14 protein-coding genes and 1 pseudogene are annotated in these 14,754 nt (G+C 66.1%); 3 read left to right on the top strand and 12 right to left on the bottom strand.

The window, feature by feature from the left end:
• Positions 1–114: 114 nt before the first annotated feature.
• The 4 genes from AC07UK_RS14710 to AC07UK_RS14695 all read right to left on the bottom strand — a co-directional run bounded on the left by AC07UK_RS14710 (position 115) and on the right by AC07UK_RS14695 (position 2,996).
• A complete protein-coding gene (locus AC07UK_RS14710; RefSeq protein WP_494685703.1) occupies positions 115–807 on the bottom strand; it encodes a helix-turn-helix domain-containing protein in 693 nt (230 codons plus the stop codon).
• Positions 808–822: 15 nt separating this feature from the next.
• Positions 823–2,169, bottom strand: coding sequence for an MFS transporter (locus tag AC07UK_RS14705; RefSeq protein WP_436223511.1), 1,347 nt, complete (start codon positions 2,167–2,169; stop codon positions 823–825).
• Positions 2,170–2,454: 285 nt separating this feature from the next.
• On the bottom strand, positions 2,455–2,805 hold the full coding sequence (locus AC07UK_RS14700; RefSeq protein WP_436223510.1) for a DUF2958 domain-containing protein: 351 nt from the start codon (positions 2,803–2,805) through the stop codon (positions 2,455–2,457).
• Positions 2,802–2,996 (bottom strand): hypothetical protein, encoded by a 195-nt coding sequence (locus AC07UK_RS14695; protein ID WP_436223509.1) that lies wholly within the window; start codon positions 2,994–2,996, stop codon positions 2,802–2,804. The genes AC07UK_RS14700 and AC07UK_RS14695 overlap by 4 nt, the downstream gene beginning before the upstream one ends.
• A gap of 479 nt (positions 2,997–3,475) precedes the next feature.
• On the opposite strand from AC07UK_RS14695, the gene AC07UK_RS14690 reads away from it, so the two are divergent.
• Both AC07UK_RS14690 and AC07UK_RS14685 read left to right on the top strand, forming a co-directional pair.
• On the top strand, positions 3,476–3,814 hold the full coding sequence (locus AC07UK_RS14690) for a helix-turn-helix domain-containing protein (protein ID WP_436223508.1): 339 nt from the start codon (positions 3,476–3,478) through the stop codon (positions 3,812–3,814).
• Positions 3,815–3,974: 160 nt separating this feature from the next.
• A pseudogene (locus AC07UK_RS14685) lies at positions 3,975–4,140 on the top strand (helix-turn-helix transcriptional regulator); the annotation flags it as partial.
• Between the two features lie 240 nt (positions 4,141–4,380).
• On the opposite strand, the gene fghA reads toward AC07UK_RS14685, so the two are convergent.
• From fghA to AC07UK_RS14645, 8 genes are all read right to left on the bottom strand, one after another.
• On the bottom strand, positions 4,381–5,223 hold the full coding sequence (gene fghA / locus AC07UK_RS14680) for an S-formylglutathione hydrolase (RefSeq protein ID WP_436223507.1): 843 nt from the start codon (positions 5,221–5,223) through the stop codon (positions 4,381–4,383).
• A 13-nt stretch (positions 5,224–5,236) separates the two neighbouring features.
• Positions 5,237–6,343, bottom strand: coding sequence for an S-(hydroxymethyl)glutathione dehydrogenase/class III alcohol dehydrogenase (locus AC07UK_RS14675; RefSeq protein WP_494685704.1), 1,107 nt, complete (start codon positions 6,341–6,343; stop codon positions 5,237–5,239).
• Between the two features lie 146 nt (positions 6,344–6,489).
• A complete protein-coding gene (locus tag AC07UK_RS14670) occupies positions 6,490–7,836 on the bottom strand; it encodes an NTP/NDP exchange transporter (protein WP_436225307.1) in 1,347 nt (448 codons plus the stop codon).
• A 64-nt stretch (positions 7,837–7,900) separates the two neighbouring features.
• Entirely contained in the window at positions 7,901–8,818 is a 918-nt protein-coding gene (locus AC07UK_RS14665; RefSeq protein WP_494685705.1) for an aldo/keto reductase, read from the bottom strand.
• Between the two features lie 135 nt (positions 8,819–8,953).
• Positions 8,954–10,315, bottom strand: coding sequence for a GntP family permease (locus tag AC07UK_RS14660; protein ID WP_013952844.1), 1,362 nt, complete (start codon positions 10,313–10,315; stop codon positions 8,954–8,956).
• A gap of 111 nt (positions 10,316–10,426) precedes the next feature.
• Positions 10,427–10,819 (bottom strand): RidA family protein, encoded by a 393-nt coding sequence (locus tag AC07UK_RS14655; RefSeq protein WP_436223504.1) that lies wholly within the window; start codon positions 10,817–10,819, stop codon positions 10,427–10,429.
• A gap of 52 nt (positions 10,820–10,871) precedes the next feature.
• Positions 10,872–12,344 (bottom strand): N-acyl-D-amino-acid deacylase family protein, encoded by a 1,473-nt coding sequence (locus AC07UK_RS14650; RefSeq protein WP_436223503.1) that lies wholly within the window; start codon positions 12,342–12,344, stop codon positions 10,872–10,874.
• A 2-nt stretch (positions 12,345–12,346) separates the two neighbouring features.
• Positions 12,347–13,252 (bottom strand): MurR/RpiR family transcriptional regulator, encoded by a 906-nt coding sequence (locus tag AC07UK_RS14645; protein ID WP_436223502.1) that lies wholly within the window; start codon positions 13,250–13,252, stop codon positions 12,347–12,349.
• Positions 13,253–13,476: 224 nt separating this feature from the next.
• Between AC07UK_RS14645 and AC07UK_RS14640 the strand changes: the two genes are divergently transcribed.
• The gene (locus AC07UK_RS14640; protein ID WP_211981281.1) at positions 13,477–14,745 is read left to right on the top strand and encodes an amino acid deaminase; all 1,269 of its coding nucleotides are present in this window, start codon (positions 13,477–13,479) and stop codon (positions 14,743–14,745) included.
• Positions 14,746–14,754 lie beyond the last annotated feature (9 nt).

Below are 14,754 nucleotides of genomic sequence, written 5' to 3'. Positions count from 1 at the left end.
GGGCGCTATACCCTCTCGAGCTACGGCCGCGGCAATGGGCGTCCATCCATCGTACGGCGAATCGCCAGGGCGGCTTAGAGCGGCGCTGGCAAGCGTGAATCTTCGCCCTTCAGGCTACAGACGGATATCAACGGAAGTTGGCGTCGCGAATAGCTTCGGTTCCTTGCCGAGCGGAAACCCGATCACGTACAGGACGTTAGCTGGCATTGGCCTGTCCAGGTCCGAGCTCCCCTTCAGCAGCACTTTGCGCTCGGCATAGCGTAGCGAAACGCCAACGGTCTTGAGCACATCGATGTTGGCTTGCATTGTGTCAGCCGCCTCGCGCTTCTGCGCTTCGGTGTAGGCGTCCAGGCCATCCCGGTAGTCGCGAAAATATTCCATCAGCGCGGCGAAGCGCTTATCCGCTTCGCTGCCCATCTCGAAAGCCAGCTGCGACATGTCCATCGTGCTGGTCTGCGCCAGCTCGGCCAACTGCTTACCCGTAGTCAGCGGAATCGCCGCGAAGGTGACGTGCTCGAGGTCGAACTGTTCCTGAGCAGCCTTGAGTTCGGCTTCGGGTGGAATCGCGAATGGCTTGTTGAGCGCGTCGATGTCCAGGAAATCGAATGCGCAGGCCAGCGCCCGGCAGGTGTCGGGGCCGGCGGGCCAGCCTTGCTCGACGCGCTGAACGGTTCGCACGTTGAGCCCGGCGATCACGGCCAACTGCTCTTGAGTCCATTGCCGGGCGTCGCGGAACACCTTGATGCAGACAGCCAGCTCGGCGGGGGTCAGCAGGCGTACTGGTGGCGTGTTTTCCGTCGCATTCATTGCGTTGCTCCTTCGTTATCGACCAACGTGACCAGCCGTGCTGGCCACGCCATTGCGCATGGCATGGCCGCGCCTGACGAGGGGCCAGAATGCAAGCAAGAATCCGACAGCGGCCAGCACTGCCACATAGTGAGCAGGCGCCATGGTGTCGTGCTGCAGCCACAGCGTGAGAATCATCGGCGTGAGGCCGCCAAAGACTGCGTAAGACATGTTGTAGGCAAACGAGAGACCGGTGAACCGCACCGGTGCCGGAAACGCGCGCACGCCGGCAATCGGCACGGTGGCGATGGTGCCGACGAACAGGCCCAGCAGCCCGTAATGCCAGAACAGCGTGGCAGGCGTGCCAGGCAGGCTGCCGTAGAAGAGGTAAGCGGTCATGAAGAGTCCGCCCCAGCCGATCAGCATGACGGCGCGGGTGCCGATGCGGTCGCACGCCCATCCGACGATTACGCAGCCGATGGTCAGCGTGAGGGTGGCGAACGCATTGGTCTCGAGCGCGAGCGCGGCGGGTATGTGGTGGATCTTCTGCAGGTAGGCGGGCGTGTAAAGCACCACCACGACGATGGAGGTCGAAAGTACCCAGGTCAGCAGTGCCACGAACAGACTGGCCGAGCGGTGATCGCGCAGCACGGTGCGGATCGGCAGTTCGCGCGCCAGGTTGCTGCGGCTAGCCAACTCGCGGAACACGGGTGTCTCATGCAGAAACCGGCGCAGGTACACCGACACCAGTCCAAAGACGCCGCCGAGGATGAAGGGGATGCGCCAGGCGAAATCGCTCACCTGCTCAGGCGAGTAATGGCGATTGATGGCGACGGCTACGAGCGAACCCAGCAGAATGCCGCCCGTGATGCCAGAGGTCAGCGTGCCGATGCCGAAACCGTAATGCCGGCTCGGCACGTGTTCGCCCACAAATACCCAGGCACCGGGCATCTCGCCACCGATGGCCGCGCCCTGCAGCACCCGCATCGCCAGCAGCAACAATGGCGCCGCGACGCCGATGCTGGCGTAGGTGGGCAGCAGGCCGATCATCAGCGTGGGCGCTGCCATCAGCAAGATCGACAGCGTGAACATGCGCTTGCGGCCAAACCGGTCACCAAAGTGTGCGATCACGATGCCGCCCAGCGGGCGTGCCAGGTAGCCGGCGGCGAAAATGCCGAACGTCTGCAGTTGTCGCAGCCAGTCTGGCATGTTGGGCGGGAAGAATAGCGCGCCCAGCACCGTCACGAAGAAGACATAGATGACGAAGTCATAGAATTCGAGCGTGCCGCCAAGGGCCGCCAGGGCCAAGGTCTTGTAGTCGCGAGCAGCCAGCGTGCGTGCCGGAGCGGGTAAGACGCCGCCCAGTACGCTCAGGGGATTCACAGGTGGTTCCTGTTGTGGATTCACGGTCGGTCCTCGTCAGGTTGTGATCAATGGACTTCGGTCAGAGCTGGTCCTTTTGAGACCAAGACCCCATCGTTTGCGCGTGAGCGATGCCGCCCAGGCATGTGCCACGCTGCATGGAAGCACCCGGGCATCAAGTGGTGCCAACGCCATCGGTCTTTCCATGTTGTTTGCGCTGAGCGAACAGCGGCAGCCCCCGCTGCAACTAATGGGGCGCCGTAGGGGCTGCCTGGGCAGCCATCAGGAGTGGACCAACTGGATCGGTCAGTCGGGAATCGAGCCGTCGAGCTGGGCTAGCAGCGCATACGCCGATAGCGGTCGCGTTGGCCTAAAGTACAGGTCCCGGAGAATCGGCTTCTTGAGCGGCCCGACGATGGATGCGAGATCGGACAGCCTTACATGGCCTAGTTCGGGCATGCCGATGCCCACGTCGCACAAACCGTAGGCGGTGTCACCATCGGTCGGATCCAGCGCGGCCAGTAGCCAGGTCGCATGCGCGTCAGGGGTAAACAGCCGCACTACGGGCAGCGGGTCGCCTGCGTGTCCTGCTGCGTATGCCCGTCCGTTGGCAAGCAGTTGCGCGTGTTGTTCTGCGGTGATAAGGGGTTGATTCATGGTTGCATCCTCATGAGAGATTCGCTCCACGGCGAAGCGAGGCGATACCGGGCGCACGCCATAGCGATGGCCGTCACGCCCGAGACTTCGCCGGTGCCGTTCAGATCGAGCACCGGCACGTCTTCCGCTAGCGAGACGGAATTGTCAGAAAACGCCCCCAGATCCGGTCGCACGATATTGGCTGTCGCCAAGGTTTGACGGCTTGGCGCTCATAGCAGTTAGCGCTGCGCCAAGGCTCTGAGCCCGCTATTCACAGGTAATAAGACTTTCGCTCTCGGGGCAGGCTCGGCGATCGTTCCTTACTAACATCCAGTCCAGCTCATCGCGGGATACCCAGCCCTTTCGTGCCACGGTGACGCTTGCCCGCTTGAGATGTTCAGCCCGAAGAGTGGTCCGGACGGGCAGTTGCTTCCTTCTTAGCGACCGTGACCAGTTGGGCAGCTAGGTATTCGCAGATGGCCCAGCGCTCGTAGCTCTGTTTGCCCCGCCCGGTAGGCATCCCGTCCTGATAGACGCACATCTTCGGGTGCTGCTGAGGCGTGCTCGTGCAATCCATGGCTCGAAAAATCGCAGCTAGGTGATTTGTCAAGGGAAACAGTCCGCTGTTGCGCCGCTCCCATTCTACGAATTTCGTAGAGATGCGACAAGCGATTCCTACGATATTCGCAGGATGCGAACGAAGGAACCGGTCACCCTATTTGGTCGTCGCCTGCGACAAGCACGGCGACGGGCTGACGTTCCGCAAGATCGCCTTGGGGTGCAGATCGGAATCGACGAACTCGCGGCGAGCGCGCGCATCAGTCGGTATGAGACTGGAGTCCACGAGCCGGCGTTCGACATTGCCGTCCGATTAGCGGAAGCGCTTCAGTTGCCGGCTGCATACTTCTATTGCGAAGACGATGATCTAGCGGAACTGGTGCTGACCTGGAAACGGCTTTCGAAAGCGGACCGCAAGGACGTCAAGACGCTGGCCGAAAGCAGACTGGCAGCGAAGCACCGAACTCGCTGAAGTCGTTTCGGCACGCTGCCACGATAAGTTGGGGTGCAGTAGGCAGCAAAATCATGCCCCCTTACTTCGATCTTTTGAGCTCAACCGGCAGAAATCTGCCGCTTGCACCTGGCGCGACATACCGCTGCATGATCTAGCTGATCATCGCCGCCTTCGGTCCATGAAAGACAAGGGTCAGTACAAACGGAATCCAATCGCCACGTTCCTCGGTCAGCGGTTGAAGGTTTGTCGGATCAAGGCGGGAAAATCTCAAGAAACCACTGGCATTCGAAGCGCTTGTCGACCGCACGTACATTTCTGCGATGGAGCGCGGGTCGTATTCGCCCGAAGGTTGCTTGCAACGACGGGTTCATCTTACGATGGACGTCGGCGTATGAGGTGCAATGGTTGGCCGGTCTTATGTGGTTGGTCCTGGCCGCTGCCCTAGAGCCTGGTGGCCAAGCTGGACCCCATCTTGTTCCGGTTCTGAGGCCGGTCGAGCAGCAATTATGGGGTCGGGCCCGGCACCGGGCATCCCCTGATTGGGGGCCGGTGCGGGGCAGTGGGTGCGTTTGAGCGCTCAGGCGCTAGAGCTGTCCGGCGTGATGCCGGATGTGGTCGGCGATAAAGGTCGTGATGAAGTAGTAGCCGTGGTCGTAGCCGCTGTGACGGCGCAGCAGCAGCGGCTGGCCCACGGCCTGGCAGGCGGCCTCGAACGCGTCCGGATGCAGCTGGGTCTGCAGGAACTGGTCGTCCAGGCCTTGGTCGACCAGGATGCCGGCCGGGAACGGCGCGCCTTGCTGGCGCACCATCAGCTCGGTGGCGTCGTACTGCGCCCACGCCCCACGGTCGCTGCCGAGATAGCCGGTGAAGGCCTTTTCGCCCCACGGGCAGCGCGTCGGCGCGGCGATCGGCGCGAACGCCGACACCGAGCGGAAGCGCTCAGGGTGGCGCTGCGCCAGCACCAGCGCGCCGTGGCCGCCCATCGAATGCCCGAAGATCCCCACGCGCGACGCGTCGCCGGGCAGCGCGGTGGTGACCAGGTCGAACAGTTCCTCGGCGACATAGCTTTCCATTCGCCAGTGCCTGCTCCACGGCGCCTCGGTGGCGTCGACGTAGAAGCCCGCACCCACGCCGAAGTCCCACGCATCGGCCTCGCCCGGCAGGCCCGCGCCGCGCGGGCTGGTGTCGGGCGCCACCAGCATCAGGCCGTGTTCGGCGGCAAAGCGCTGCGCGCCGGCCTTGATCATGAAGGTCTCCTCGGTGCAGGTCAGGCCGGCCAGGTAGAACAGCACCGGCACCCTGCCGCCCGCCTGCGCCTGCGGCGGCAGGTAGACCGAGAAACGCATCGGCAGCCCGATGGCCGCCGAGTCATGGCGATAGAAGCGCTGCACGCCGCCGTGGCAGCCGTGTTGCGAGATCAGTTCCATGTCGGCGCCGTCCTCAGTACAAGACCACGGAGCGGATCGACTCCCCGCGCTTCATCAGGTCGAAGCCCTCGTTGATGCGTTCCAGCGGCAGCGTATGCGTGATCAGGTCGTCGATATTGAGCTTGCCGTCCATGTACCAGTCGACGATCTTGGGCACGTCCGTGCGGCCGCGCGCGCCGCCGAAGGCCGAACCCTTCCATTCGCGCCCCGTCACCAGCTGGAACGGGCGCGTGGAGATCTCCGCGCCGGCCTCGGCCACGCCGATGATGATCGACTTGCCCCAGCCCTTGTGGCAGCACTCCAGCGCCTGGCGCATGACCTGCGTGTTGCCGATGCATTCGAACGAATAGTCGGCACCGCCGTCGGTCAGCTGGATGATGTGGTCGACCACGTTCTCCACGTCCTTCGGGTTGATGAAGTGGGTCATGCCGAACTTGCGCGCCATGGCTTCGCGGCCAGGGTTCAGGTCCACGCCGATGATCTTGTCGGCGCCTACCATCTTGGTCGCCTGGATCACGTTCAGGCCGATGCCGCCCAGGCCGAACACGACCACGTTGGCGCCGGCTTCCACCTTGGCGGTGAACAGCACTGCGCCCACGCCGGTGGTGACGCCGCAGCCGATGTAGCAGACCTTGTCGAAGGGCGCATCCGGGCGGATCTTGGCCAGCGCGATCTCCGGCACCACGATGTGGTTGGCGAAGGTCGAGGTGCCCATGTAGTGGAAGATCGGCTTGCCATCGATGGAAAAGCGCGAGGTGCCGTCCGGCATCAGGCCCTTGCCCTGGGTGGCGCGGATCGCCTGGCACAGGTTGGTCTTGCGCGACAGGCAGAACTTGCACTGGCGGCATTCCGGCGTATACAGGGGGATCACGTGGTCGCCCGGCTTGAGCGAGGTCACGCCCGGGCCGACGTCGGTGACGATGCCCGCGCCCTCATGGCCCAGGATCGCCGGGAAGATGCCTTCCGGGTCGGCGCCGGACAGGGTGTAGTAGTCGGTATGGCAGATGCCGGTGGCCTTGACTTCCACCAGCACTTCCCCGGCGCGCGGGCCGTCCAGGTCCACGTCTTCAATGGTCAGCGGGGCGCCGGCTTTCCAGGCGATGGCGGCTTTGGTCTTCATGTGGTCCTCCGGGGGGTAGGGGATACGGATGGGCGCGGCCGCGGGTGGTGCTTGGCTGCGGCACGAGCCCGAGGGCAAGACTATAAGGCCATCAGGGGGCTGAGGCCAGCTTGTATGTGATCGAAACGATGCTGCGACGGGGGCAGTCAGTGCGATGGCGATGAGGACGGCGCGGCCGCCGCGCTCTGCGCATGATTGGCTCCTCCGGCCTCCGCGGGGACCAGTTGCGTTTCATGCCGCCGCCCCAGCCACCACCCCAGCCCGGCCCACGCCAGCGCCAGCACCGCACCCGCCAGCGCCACCGTGGCCGGATGGCCAGAGATTGCATCGATCGCGGTCTTGACCCACGCACTGACGGCATCGCCCGCCCGGTACACAGCGGTGTCGATCACGTTCTTGGCCTTGTACTTGGTTTCCGGATCGACCACGGTGAACAGCATCTCGCGCCCGGGACGCAGCAGCGCATATTCGCCGACGCGCCGCAGGATCATCACGCCGGCCAGCACCCCGAAAGTCGGCAGCAGCGCCAGCAGCAGGAAGCCGCCCATGACCGCCAGCGGCACGGCTGTCAGCAGCAGCGTCACGCCGTAGCGGCGCGCCATACGGCCGGTGAAGAACAGCTGGACCAGAATGGTCAGCGCCTGCACGGTGGCATCCAGCGCGCTGAAGACCTGGGTCTGGCGGGTGCGCTCGGGGAAGGCCTCCGCCACCAGCCGCGCCTGCTCGAAGTACAGGAAGGTGCTGGCCGTGGCCAGCAGGATCACGAAGAGCGCAATGCCGAGCAGGTAGCGCGAGCGCAGCAGCAGCGACAACCCGGCCCACAGCCCGCCGCCGACCGGGTTGGCCGGATCCTCTGTCGCGCGCGCATCGGCCGGCGCGCCGGGCAGCGCCTGTCCCGCGCCGGCACGGCGGCGCCAGCCGAACAGCCAGCCCACGCCAGGCAGCGTGGCGGCCAGAAGCGCGGCGGACAGCAGCATCAGGCCCGTCAGGCCGATGCGCGGGACCAGCCAGCCGCCCAGTACCGGGCCGGCCAGCCCGCCTGCACTGGCGCCCGCGGCAAGCAGCGCGAACAGGCGGCGCGCCTGCTCGGGCCGGAACACGTCGGCCATCAGGCTCCAGGCCACCGAGACCACGAACAGGTTGAATACTGACAGCCACACGTAGAACACGCGCGCGAGCCAGATATCGTCAGGCAGCACCCGGGTGGCAAAGGCGAAGCCAAGCAGGTTGGCGATGAAGAAGGCATATACCCAAGCCACGAAGCGCCGCCGCGGCAGCCAGGCGCAGACCGCGCCGTACAACGGGATGGCCGCCAGCATGACGACGAAGGTGGCCGTGAACAGCCACTGCAGGTTCTTCACGCCGCCGGCGATGCCCATGGTCTCGCGCACCGGGCGCAGCATGAAGTAGCTGGCAAACAGGTAAAAGAAGAACAGAAAGCCGGCCACCACTGCACCGGATTCGCCGGGGCGGATGCCGAAGCCGCGCCGCAGCCGCGCGAGGCCGCCTGTGTCGGCTGTGTCGGCGGTGTCGTGCGCGTCCACAACGGCCTGCGCCTCAGGCCATCAGCGCGGCGATGCGCTCGCGCTGGCCCGGATCAGGCATACGGCCGAGCGCGGCGCCGAGGTTGTCGGCCATATTGCGCGGCTTGGAGGTGGCCGGGATCGCGGCGGTCACGGCGGGATGGCTGACGATGAACTTGAGGAAGAGCTGGCCCCATGACCCGCAGTCGATGTCGCCGGCCCACTGCGGCAGCGGGCGATCCTTGACTACGCGGAACAGGCGCCCGTCCTGGAACGGGCGGTTGACCAGCACCGCCACGCCGCGTTGCTCGCACAGGGGCAGCAACACGCGTTCGGCATTGCGCTCGGCCACCGAGTAATTGACCTGCACGAAATCGACGCGCTCGCTGCGCACGATCTTCTCCAGGGCCTCGTGGGCGTCGTCACGATAGTGGGTGATGCCCAGGTAGCGGATGCGGCCCTGTTCCTTCAGTTCGCGCAGCCAGCGCAGGTTGGCCTGCCAGTCGATCAGGTTGTGCACCTGCAGCAGGTCGATCTTGTCCGCGTGCAGGTCGGCCAGCGAGTGCGCAAATTGCGACTGCGCCGGGGCGCCGGCCTTGGCCGAGATCTTCGTTGCCAGGAACACCCGGTCGCGGGCATTGGCCGCCCGCAGCAGGTCGCCGGTCACGGCCTCCGCGGAGCCGTAGCTGGGCGCGGTATCGATGACCGAGCCCCCGGTCTGGAGCAGTAGTGCCAGGACCTCGCCCAGCGGTTTGCGCTCGGCGGCTTCGGTGCTGACATTGAAGGTGTCCGCGGTGCCCATGCCCACCACGGGCAGTGCCTCGGTGGTGCCCGGGATGTTGCGGCGCAGGGGCCTGGCCACGGTGGCGGCGTTAGCCGGCATGGTGCCCAGCCCGGCGGTGGCGGCAAGCCCAGCGGCCAGCCCAAGGAAGGAGCGGCGGTCGATCGACATCGGACGGTTCCCGGCGAGAGTCACTCACTGGTTGACCTTAGGCGCTGGCCGATACCTTGTAAACCGCCACTTCAGTGCTGTTTTCGCCACGCTCCGTTTGACGTCGTCCCCGCTGCCGCGGGGACGACGCAGGCGTCAGATCACCGTGGCCAGGCCCAGCGTCAGCAGCAGCGCCACCACGGAGATGATGGTCTCGCACACCGACCAAGTCTGGAAGGTCTGGGTCACGGTCATGTTGAAGTACTCCTTGACCAGCCAGAAGCCGCCGTCGTTCACGTGCGACAGGATCAGCGAACCGGCGCCGGTGGTCAGCACCAGCAGCTCCGGGCGGGTGCCCGGCACGCTGGCGGCGATCGGCGCGACGATGCCCGCGGCGGTGGTCATGGCCACCGTGGCCGAGCCCGTGGCGATGCGGATCATCACCGCCACCAGCCAGCCCAGCACCAGCACCGACACGTTGGCGCCGGTGGCGACGTCGACGATGGCGTTGGAGATGCCCGAGTCGCGCAGGATGCGGCCAAAGCCGCCGCCGGCGCCGACCACCAGCGTGATGATGGCCGTGGGCGCCACGCACTCGTTGGTGAACTTGAGGATGGTCTCGCGGTTGAAGCCGCGCGCCTTGCCGAAGGTGTAGAAGCTCACCAGCGCGGCGATCAGCAGCGCCATCACCGAGTTGCCGATCAGCTTCAGGAAGTCGTTGGCAAAGGTCTTGGGCGTGGCGATGAGGTCTGCCCAGCTGCCGATCAGCATCAGGATCACGGGCAGCAGGATGGTGAACACGGTGATGCCGAAGCCCGGCAACTCATGCGATGCCTTGACGCGCTCATCCTCTTCGGTGAACTGCTCCGCCAGCGGGTTGATCTCGGGCAGCTTGACGTAGCGGTCCATCAGCTTGGCGAACAGCGGGCCGGCGAGGGCGGCCGTGGGAATGCCCACGATCAGCGCGTACATGATGGTCTTGCCGATGTCGGCGCCATAGGCGGTCACCGCCAGCAGCGCGGCCGGGTGCGGCGGGATCAGGCCGTGCACCACGGACAGGCCGGCCACCATCGGGATGCCGACCAGCACCATCGACGTGCCGGTGCGCTTGGCCACGTTGAAGGCGATCGGCACCAGCAGCACGAAGCCCACTTCAAAGAACACCGGCAGGCCGACGATAAAGGCGATGGTGGCCATTGCCCAGTGCACGTTCTTCGCGCCGAAGAAATCGATCAGTGTGTTCGCGATGCGCTCGGCGCCGCCGGATTCGGCCATCATCTTGCCGAGCATGGTGCCAAGACCGACCACCAGCGCGATATGGCCCAGCGTGCCGCCGACACCGGCTTCAAAGGACTTGACGATGTCGCCCATCGGCATGCCCACGGCAAAGCCGAGCAGCACCGAAACGACCACCAGGGTAATGAAGGGGTTGAGCTTGAAGCGCGCGATCAGCACCACCAGTGCGATCACTGCGATCAGCGCATACACCAAGAGCGTGGTTCCGGTGACGGCACCCATATTGTCTCCTTGCGTGAAAAAAAGGCCGCTTGTGGCGGCATAGATTAGTTTTCAGTTCTTCCCCTCTCCCGCGGTTGGGAGAGGGGAGCAGGCAATCCGCAGGCAGCAGGCTCAGGCCGCCGGCTTCTTGTAGGCGATGCAGTCCACTTCGACCTTGCAGTCCACCACCATGCTTGACTGCACGCAGGCACGCGCGGGCGGGTTGGCGCCGAAGTATTCCTTGAAGATCTTGTTGAACGAGGCGAAGTCGCGCGTATCGTCCAGCCAGACGCCGCAGCGCACGACGTGCTCGGGGCCGTAGCCGGCTTCGGCCAGAATGGCCAGCACGTTCTTGATGGCCTGGTGGGTCTGGGGCACGATGCCGCCGTCGATGACCTCGCCGTTGACCATCGGCACCTGGCCGGAGACGTAGAGCCAGCCGTCGGCCGCGACCGCGCGGGCAAAGGGCATGTGCTGGCTGCCGGTACCGGTGCCGCCTTCGACGCCGAATCGTTTGATGTCCATGGGTACTCCTGGGATGGGGTGGATATGGGAAGGAAGGAGGGCGGCGCGCCGGTCAGGCGGCGCCGAACTCAGGCCGCGAGCCTCGCGGCAGGAACCGGCCGGCGCGCACGCCGGTGGTCTGGCGCTGCTGCCATGACAGCTCGCCGTTGACCCAGACCGCGGCAATGCCCTCGGCCGGTTGCATGGGATCGGTAAAGCTGGCCGCATCGCGGATGGTGGTGGCGTCGAACAGGACCAGGTCGGCCCAGTAGCCTTCACGCACGAAGCCGCGCTCCTGCAGCCCGAAGCGCTCGGCGGACATGCCGGTCATCTTGTTGACGGCCACCGTCAGCGGGAACAGTTCGCGGTCGCGGGCGTAGTGGCCCAGCACGCGCGGGAAGGCGCCCCACAGGCGTGGGTGCGGCAGCGGGTCGTTGGGCAGCCCGTCCGAGCCGACCACCGTGGCCGGATGGCTCAGGATGCGGTCGACGTCGGCGTCTTCCATGCAGTGGTAGACCGCGCCCGCGGGCATCAGCCGGCGCGCGGCTTCGTGCAGGTCGACCTGCCATTCGCCGGCGATATCGGCCAGCAGGCGGCCGCTCATCTCGGGCGCGCCTTCGGACCAGGTCACCATGATGTCGAAATCGCTGGTAACCTGCTTCAGGTCCAGCGTGGAGGAACTGGCGGTGTAGGGGTAGCAGTCGCAGCCCACCGGCTGCCAGCGCTGCGCGCCGTCGAGCGCGTCCAGCACCTCGGTGCTGCGGCCCCAGTTGGCCACGCCCGCGCATTTCAGGTGCGAGATCACCACCGGCACGCGCGCATGGCGGCCGATGCGGAAGGCCTCGTCCATGGCGTCGAGGATCTCGGCAAACTCGCTGCGCAGGTGGGTGGCGTAGAGCGCGCCGGCCTTGGCCAGCGGTTCGGCCAGCGCCAGCACCTCATCGGTCGGTGCGCTGAAGGCGTTGGCGTAGGCCAGACCCGTGGACAGGCCCAGCGCGCCGTGCTGCAGCGCTTCTTCCAGCTGCGCGCGCATCGCTGCGATTTCTTCCGGTGTGGCGGCGCGGTCAAAGCGGTCCATATGGTTGCTGCGCAGCGCGGTATGGCCGACCAGCGCGGCAACGTTGACCGCGGGCTGCGCGGCTTCCACCGCATCGACGTAGGACTTGAAATCCGGGTAGCGGAAAGCGTCGGCATGGCCGAGCAGGTTCATCGGGTCGGGCGGCTCGCCCGCCAGCGTCACCGGCGCGGCGCTGATGCCGCAGTTGCCGACCACCACCGTGGTCACGCCCTGCGACAGCTTGGGCGTCATCTCGGGCTGGCGCACCACGTTGGTATCGTCGTGCGTATGCACGTCGATAAAGCCCGGTGCAAGGACCAGGCCGTCGCCTTCGACAACATGCGAGGCGGCGTCTGGATCGATCGCGCCGGCTTCATCGATGCGGGCGATGCGGCCGTCGCGCAGGGCCACGTCGGCCAGGCGCGCGGCGGCGCCGGAGCCGTCGATCAGGGTGACGCAGCGGATCAGGGTATCGAACAGGTGTGGCATGGTCAGTCTCCCAGCGGCTGGCGGCTGTCAGGGCCCCGGGCGGGGCCGCTTTCGCCGCGGTGGCTGTCCAGCACGTACTTGAGCCGGCGCAGGCGCTCCTTGCTCTGGTCCGGCTGCAACAGCGCGCATTGCGTGGCCAGCACGTCCAGCACCATCAGCATGGCGTAGCGCGATGCCGACGGCTTGAAAATGAAATCCGTCTCCAGCGTGCGCACCGGCAGCAGCACGTCGGCGCGCGCGGCCAGCGGCGAGCCCAGCGCGGTCACGGCCACCAGGCGGGCACCGTACTCGCGCGCGATATCGCAGCTGGCCAGCATCTCCGGCACGCGGCCGCTGGCCGAGAAGGCCAGCACCACGTCGTCGCGGCCCAGCGTGGCCGCCACCATCTTCTGCAGCAGGGCGTCTTGGTAGCTCGCCACCGGCTGGCCCAGGCGCGCCAGGCGATGGCGCGCCTCGTCGGCCATGAACGACGAGCCGCCGCCCATGCCAAAAGCGTAGACCATGCGTGCACCAAGCAACAGGCGCGCGGCCTGCTCGATGCGCTGCGCATCCATCATGCCGCGGTTGACTTCCAGCGCGGTGAGGATGTCGGCGTGGATGCTGTCGGCCAGCGTGGCCGGGGCGGCTTCACCGGCGGGAACGCTGCCGGGCTGCAGGAAGCGCGCGCCTACCGCGGTGGCCTGGGCCAGGCGCAGCTTCAGGTCGCGCACGTCGCGGCAGCCGATGGCCTTGGCAAAGCGCGTCACGCTGGCCTCGCTGACGCCGGCCTTGCGCGCCAGCTCATTGATGCTGGCGGCGGCCGCGCCGGCCAGGTCTTCCAGCACCACCTGCGCCACCTTCTGCTCGGCCAGGCGCAGCGCGGGGCCGCGCTCGGCGATGCGGGTCAGGATGTCGAAGGGCGCGGTCATGGGCGGCTGGTCTGGTCGGAAGACGGGTCGGATCGAAATGTGACGGAAGCTGCAGTGCCCGCGGGCAGGGGCTATAACTGTGATTGGCGCACCTGGCGGGTGCCAGTCGCGTTGTCCCGGCTAGCCCTTCCGGGCATCTGCGTGTTACTTTATAACAAGGATGAAATATCTTATTTTCAGGGCTATCATTACGTCAATCAGATTTTTTCAGGATGATGACAAGCATGCGTGAAATAAAGTATCAGGCCGGCGTGATCGATCCGCTCAACAAGGCGCTGGGCCGGATGGAAGCCCCGATCGCCCCGGATGCAGCCGGCCAGACCGGCTGGAACCTGTTGCAGGAAGAGTTGAGCCTGCCGGCCGCGGTGCTCTATGAAGACCGGCTTGCGCACAACCTGGAATGGATGCGCCGCTTCATGAACGAATACGGCGTGCAGCTTGCGCCGCACGGCAAGACCACCATGGCGCCCAAGCTGTTTGCGCGCCAGCTCGGCGCCGGCGCGTGGGGCATCACGCTGGCCACCGCGCACCAGACCGCGGCCGCGCATGCGCATGGCGTCAAGCGCGTGCTGATGGCCAACCAGCTGGTGGGCCGGCGCAATATGGAAATCATCGCTGACCTGCTGCGCGATCCGGATTTCGAATTCTTCGCGCTGGTGGACTCGGCCGCGCTGGTCGACCAGCTCGGCAAGTTCTTCCAGGAGCGCGGGCAGAAGCTGCAGGTGCTGCTGGAGCTGGGCGTGGAAGGCGGGCGCACCGGCGTGCGCGACGACGCGCAGCAGCAGGCCGTGCTGGACGCGCTGGCGCGCTGGCCGCAGGCGCTGTCGCTGGCCGGCGTCGAGATCTATGAAGGCGTGCTCAAGGAAGAAGCCGATATCCGCAAGTTCCTGCAGCGCACCGTGGCGGTGACGCGGCAGCTGGCACGGGAAGGCCGCTTCGGCCGCAGCCCGGTGGTGATGTCGGGCGCGGGCTCGGCCTGGTACGACGTGGTGGCCGAGGAATTCGCGCGCACCGAGATCGGCGCGCCGATCGACATCGTGCTGCGCCCGGGCTGCTACCTGACGCATGACGTGGGCATCTACCGCGCCGCGCAGCAGCGCATCCTGGCCAGCAACCCGGTCGCGCAGAAGATGCGCGAGGGCCTGCTGCCGGCGCTGCAGCTGTGGGCCTATGTGCAGTCGATCCCTGAGCCGGACCGCGTCATCATCGGCATGGGCAAGCGCGATGCGGCCTTCGACGCCGGCATGCCGATCCCGGCGCGCCTGTACCGGCCCGGCACCGAGGCGCCGGTGGACGTGCCCGCGCACTGGGAAGTCACCGGCATGATGGACCAGCACGCCTACCTGCAGGTCAAGCCGGGCGACGACGTGCAGGTTGGCGACATGATCGCCTTCGATATCTCGCACCCGTGCCTGACTTTCGACAAGTGGCGCCATATCCCGGTGCTGGACCGCGACATGCGCGTGATCGACATCGTGCAAACCTTCTTCTGAGGCAGGCAG

The organism is Cupriavidus sp. GW821-FHT07C08 (assembly GCF_059419025.1).
Note: the sequence above shows the minus strand (reverse complement) of the source record. Positions and strands in the feature narration are given on the sequence as shown.

Excerpts from the sequence above, each read along its gene's own strand:
- AC07UK_RS14710 (WP_494685703.1), bottom strand. The coding sequence starts at position 807 with ATGAATGCGACGGAAAACACGCCACCAGTACGCCTGCTGACCCCCGCC.
- AC07UK_RS14700 (WP_436223510.1), bottom strand. The coding sequence starts at position 2,805 with ATGAATCAACCCCTTATCACCGCAGAACAACACGCGCAACTGCTTGCC.
- AC07UK_RS14690 (WP_436223508.1), top strand. The coding sequence starts at position 3,476 with ATGCGAACGAAGGAACCGGTCACCCTATTTGGTCGTCGCCTGCGACAA.
- fghA (WP_436223507.1), bottom strand. The coding sequence starts at position 5,223 with ATGGAACTGATCTCGCAACACGGCTGCCACGGCGGCGTGCAGCGCTTC.
- AC07UK_RS14675 (WP_494685704.1), bottom strand. The coding sequence starts at position 6,343 with ATGAAGACCAAAGCCGCCATCGCCTGGAAAGCCGGCGCCCCGCTGACC.
- AC07UK_RS14665 (WP_494685705.1), bottom strand. The coding sequence starts at position 8,818 with ATGTCGATCGACCGCCGCTCCTTCCTTGGGCTGGCCGCTGGGCTTGCC.
- AC07UK_RS14660 (WP_013952844.1), bottom strand. The coding sequence starts at position 10,315 with ATGGGTGCCGTCACCGGAACCACGCTCTTGGTGTATGCGCTGATCGCA.
- AC07UK_RS14655 (WP_436223504.1), bottom strand. The coding sequence starts at position 10,819 with ATGGACATCAAACGATTCGGCGTCGAAGGCGGCACCGGTACCGGCAGC.
- AC07UK_RS14650 (WP_436223503.1), bottom strand. The coding sequence starts at position 12,344 with ATGCCACACCTGTTCGATACCCTGATCCGCTGCGTCACCCTGATCGAC.
- AC07UK_RS14645 (WP_436223502.1), bottom strand. The coding sequence starts at position 13,252 with ATGACCGCGCCCTTCGACATCCTGACCCGCATCGCCGAGCGCGGCCCC.
- AC07UK_RS14640 (WP_211981281.1), top strand. The coding sequence starts at position 13,477 with ATGCGTGAAATAAAGTATCAGGCCGGCGTGATCGATCCGCTCAACAAG.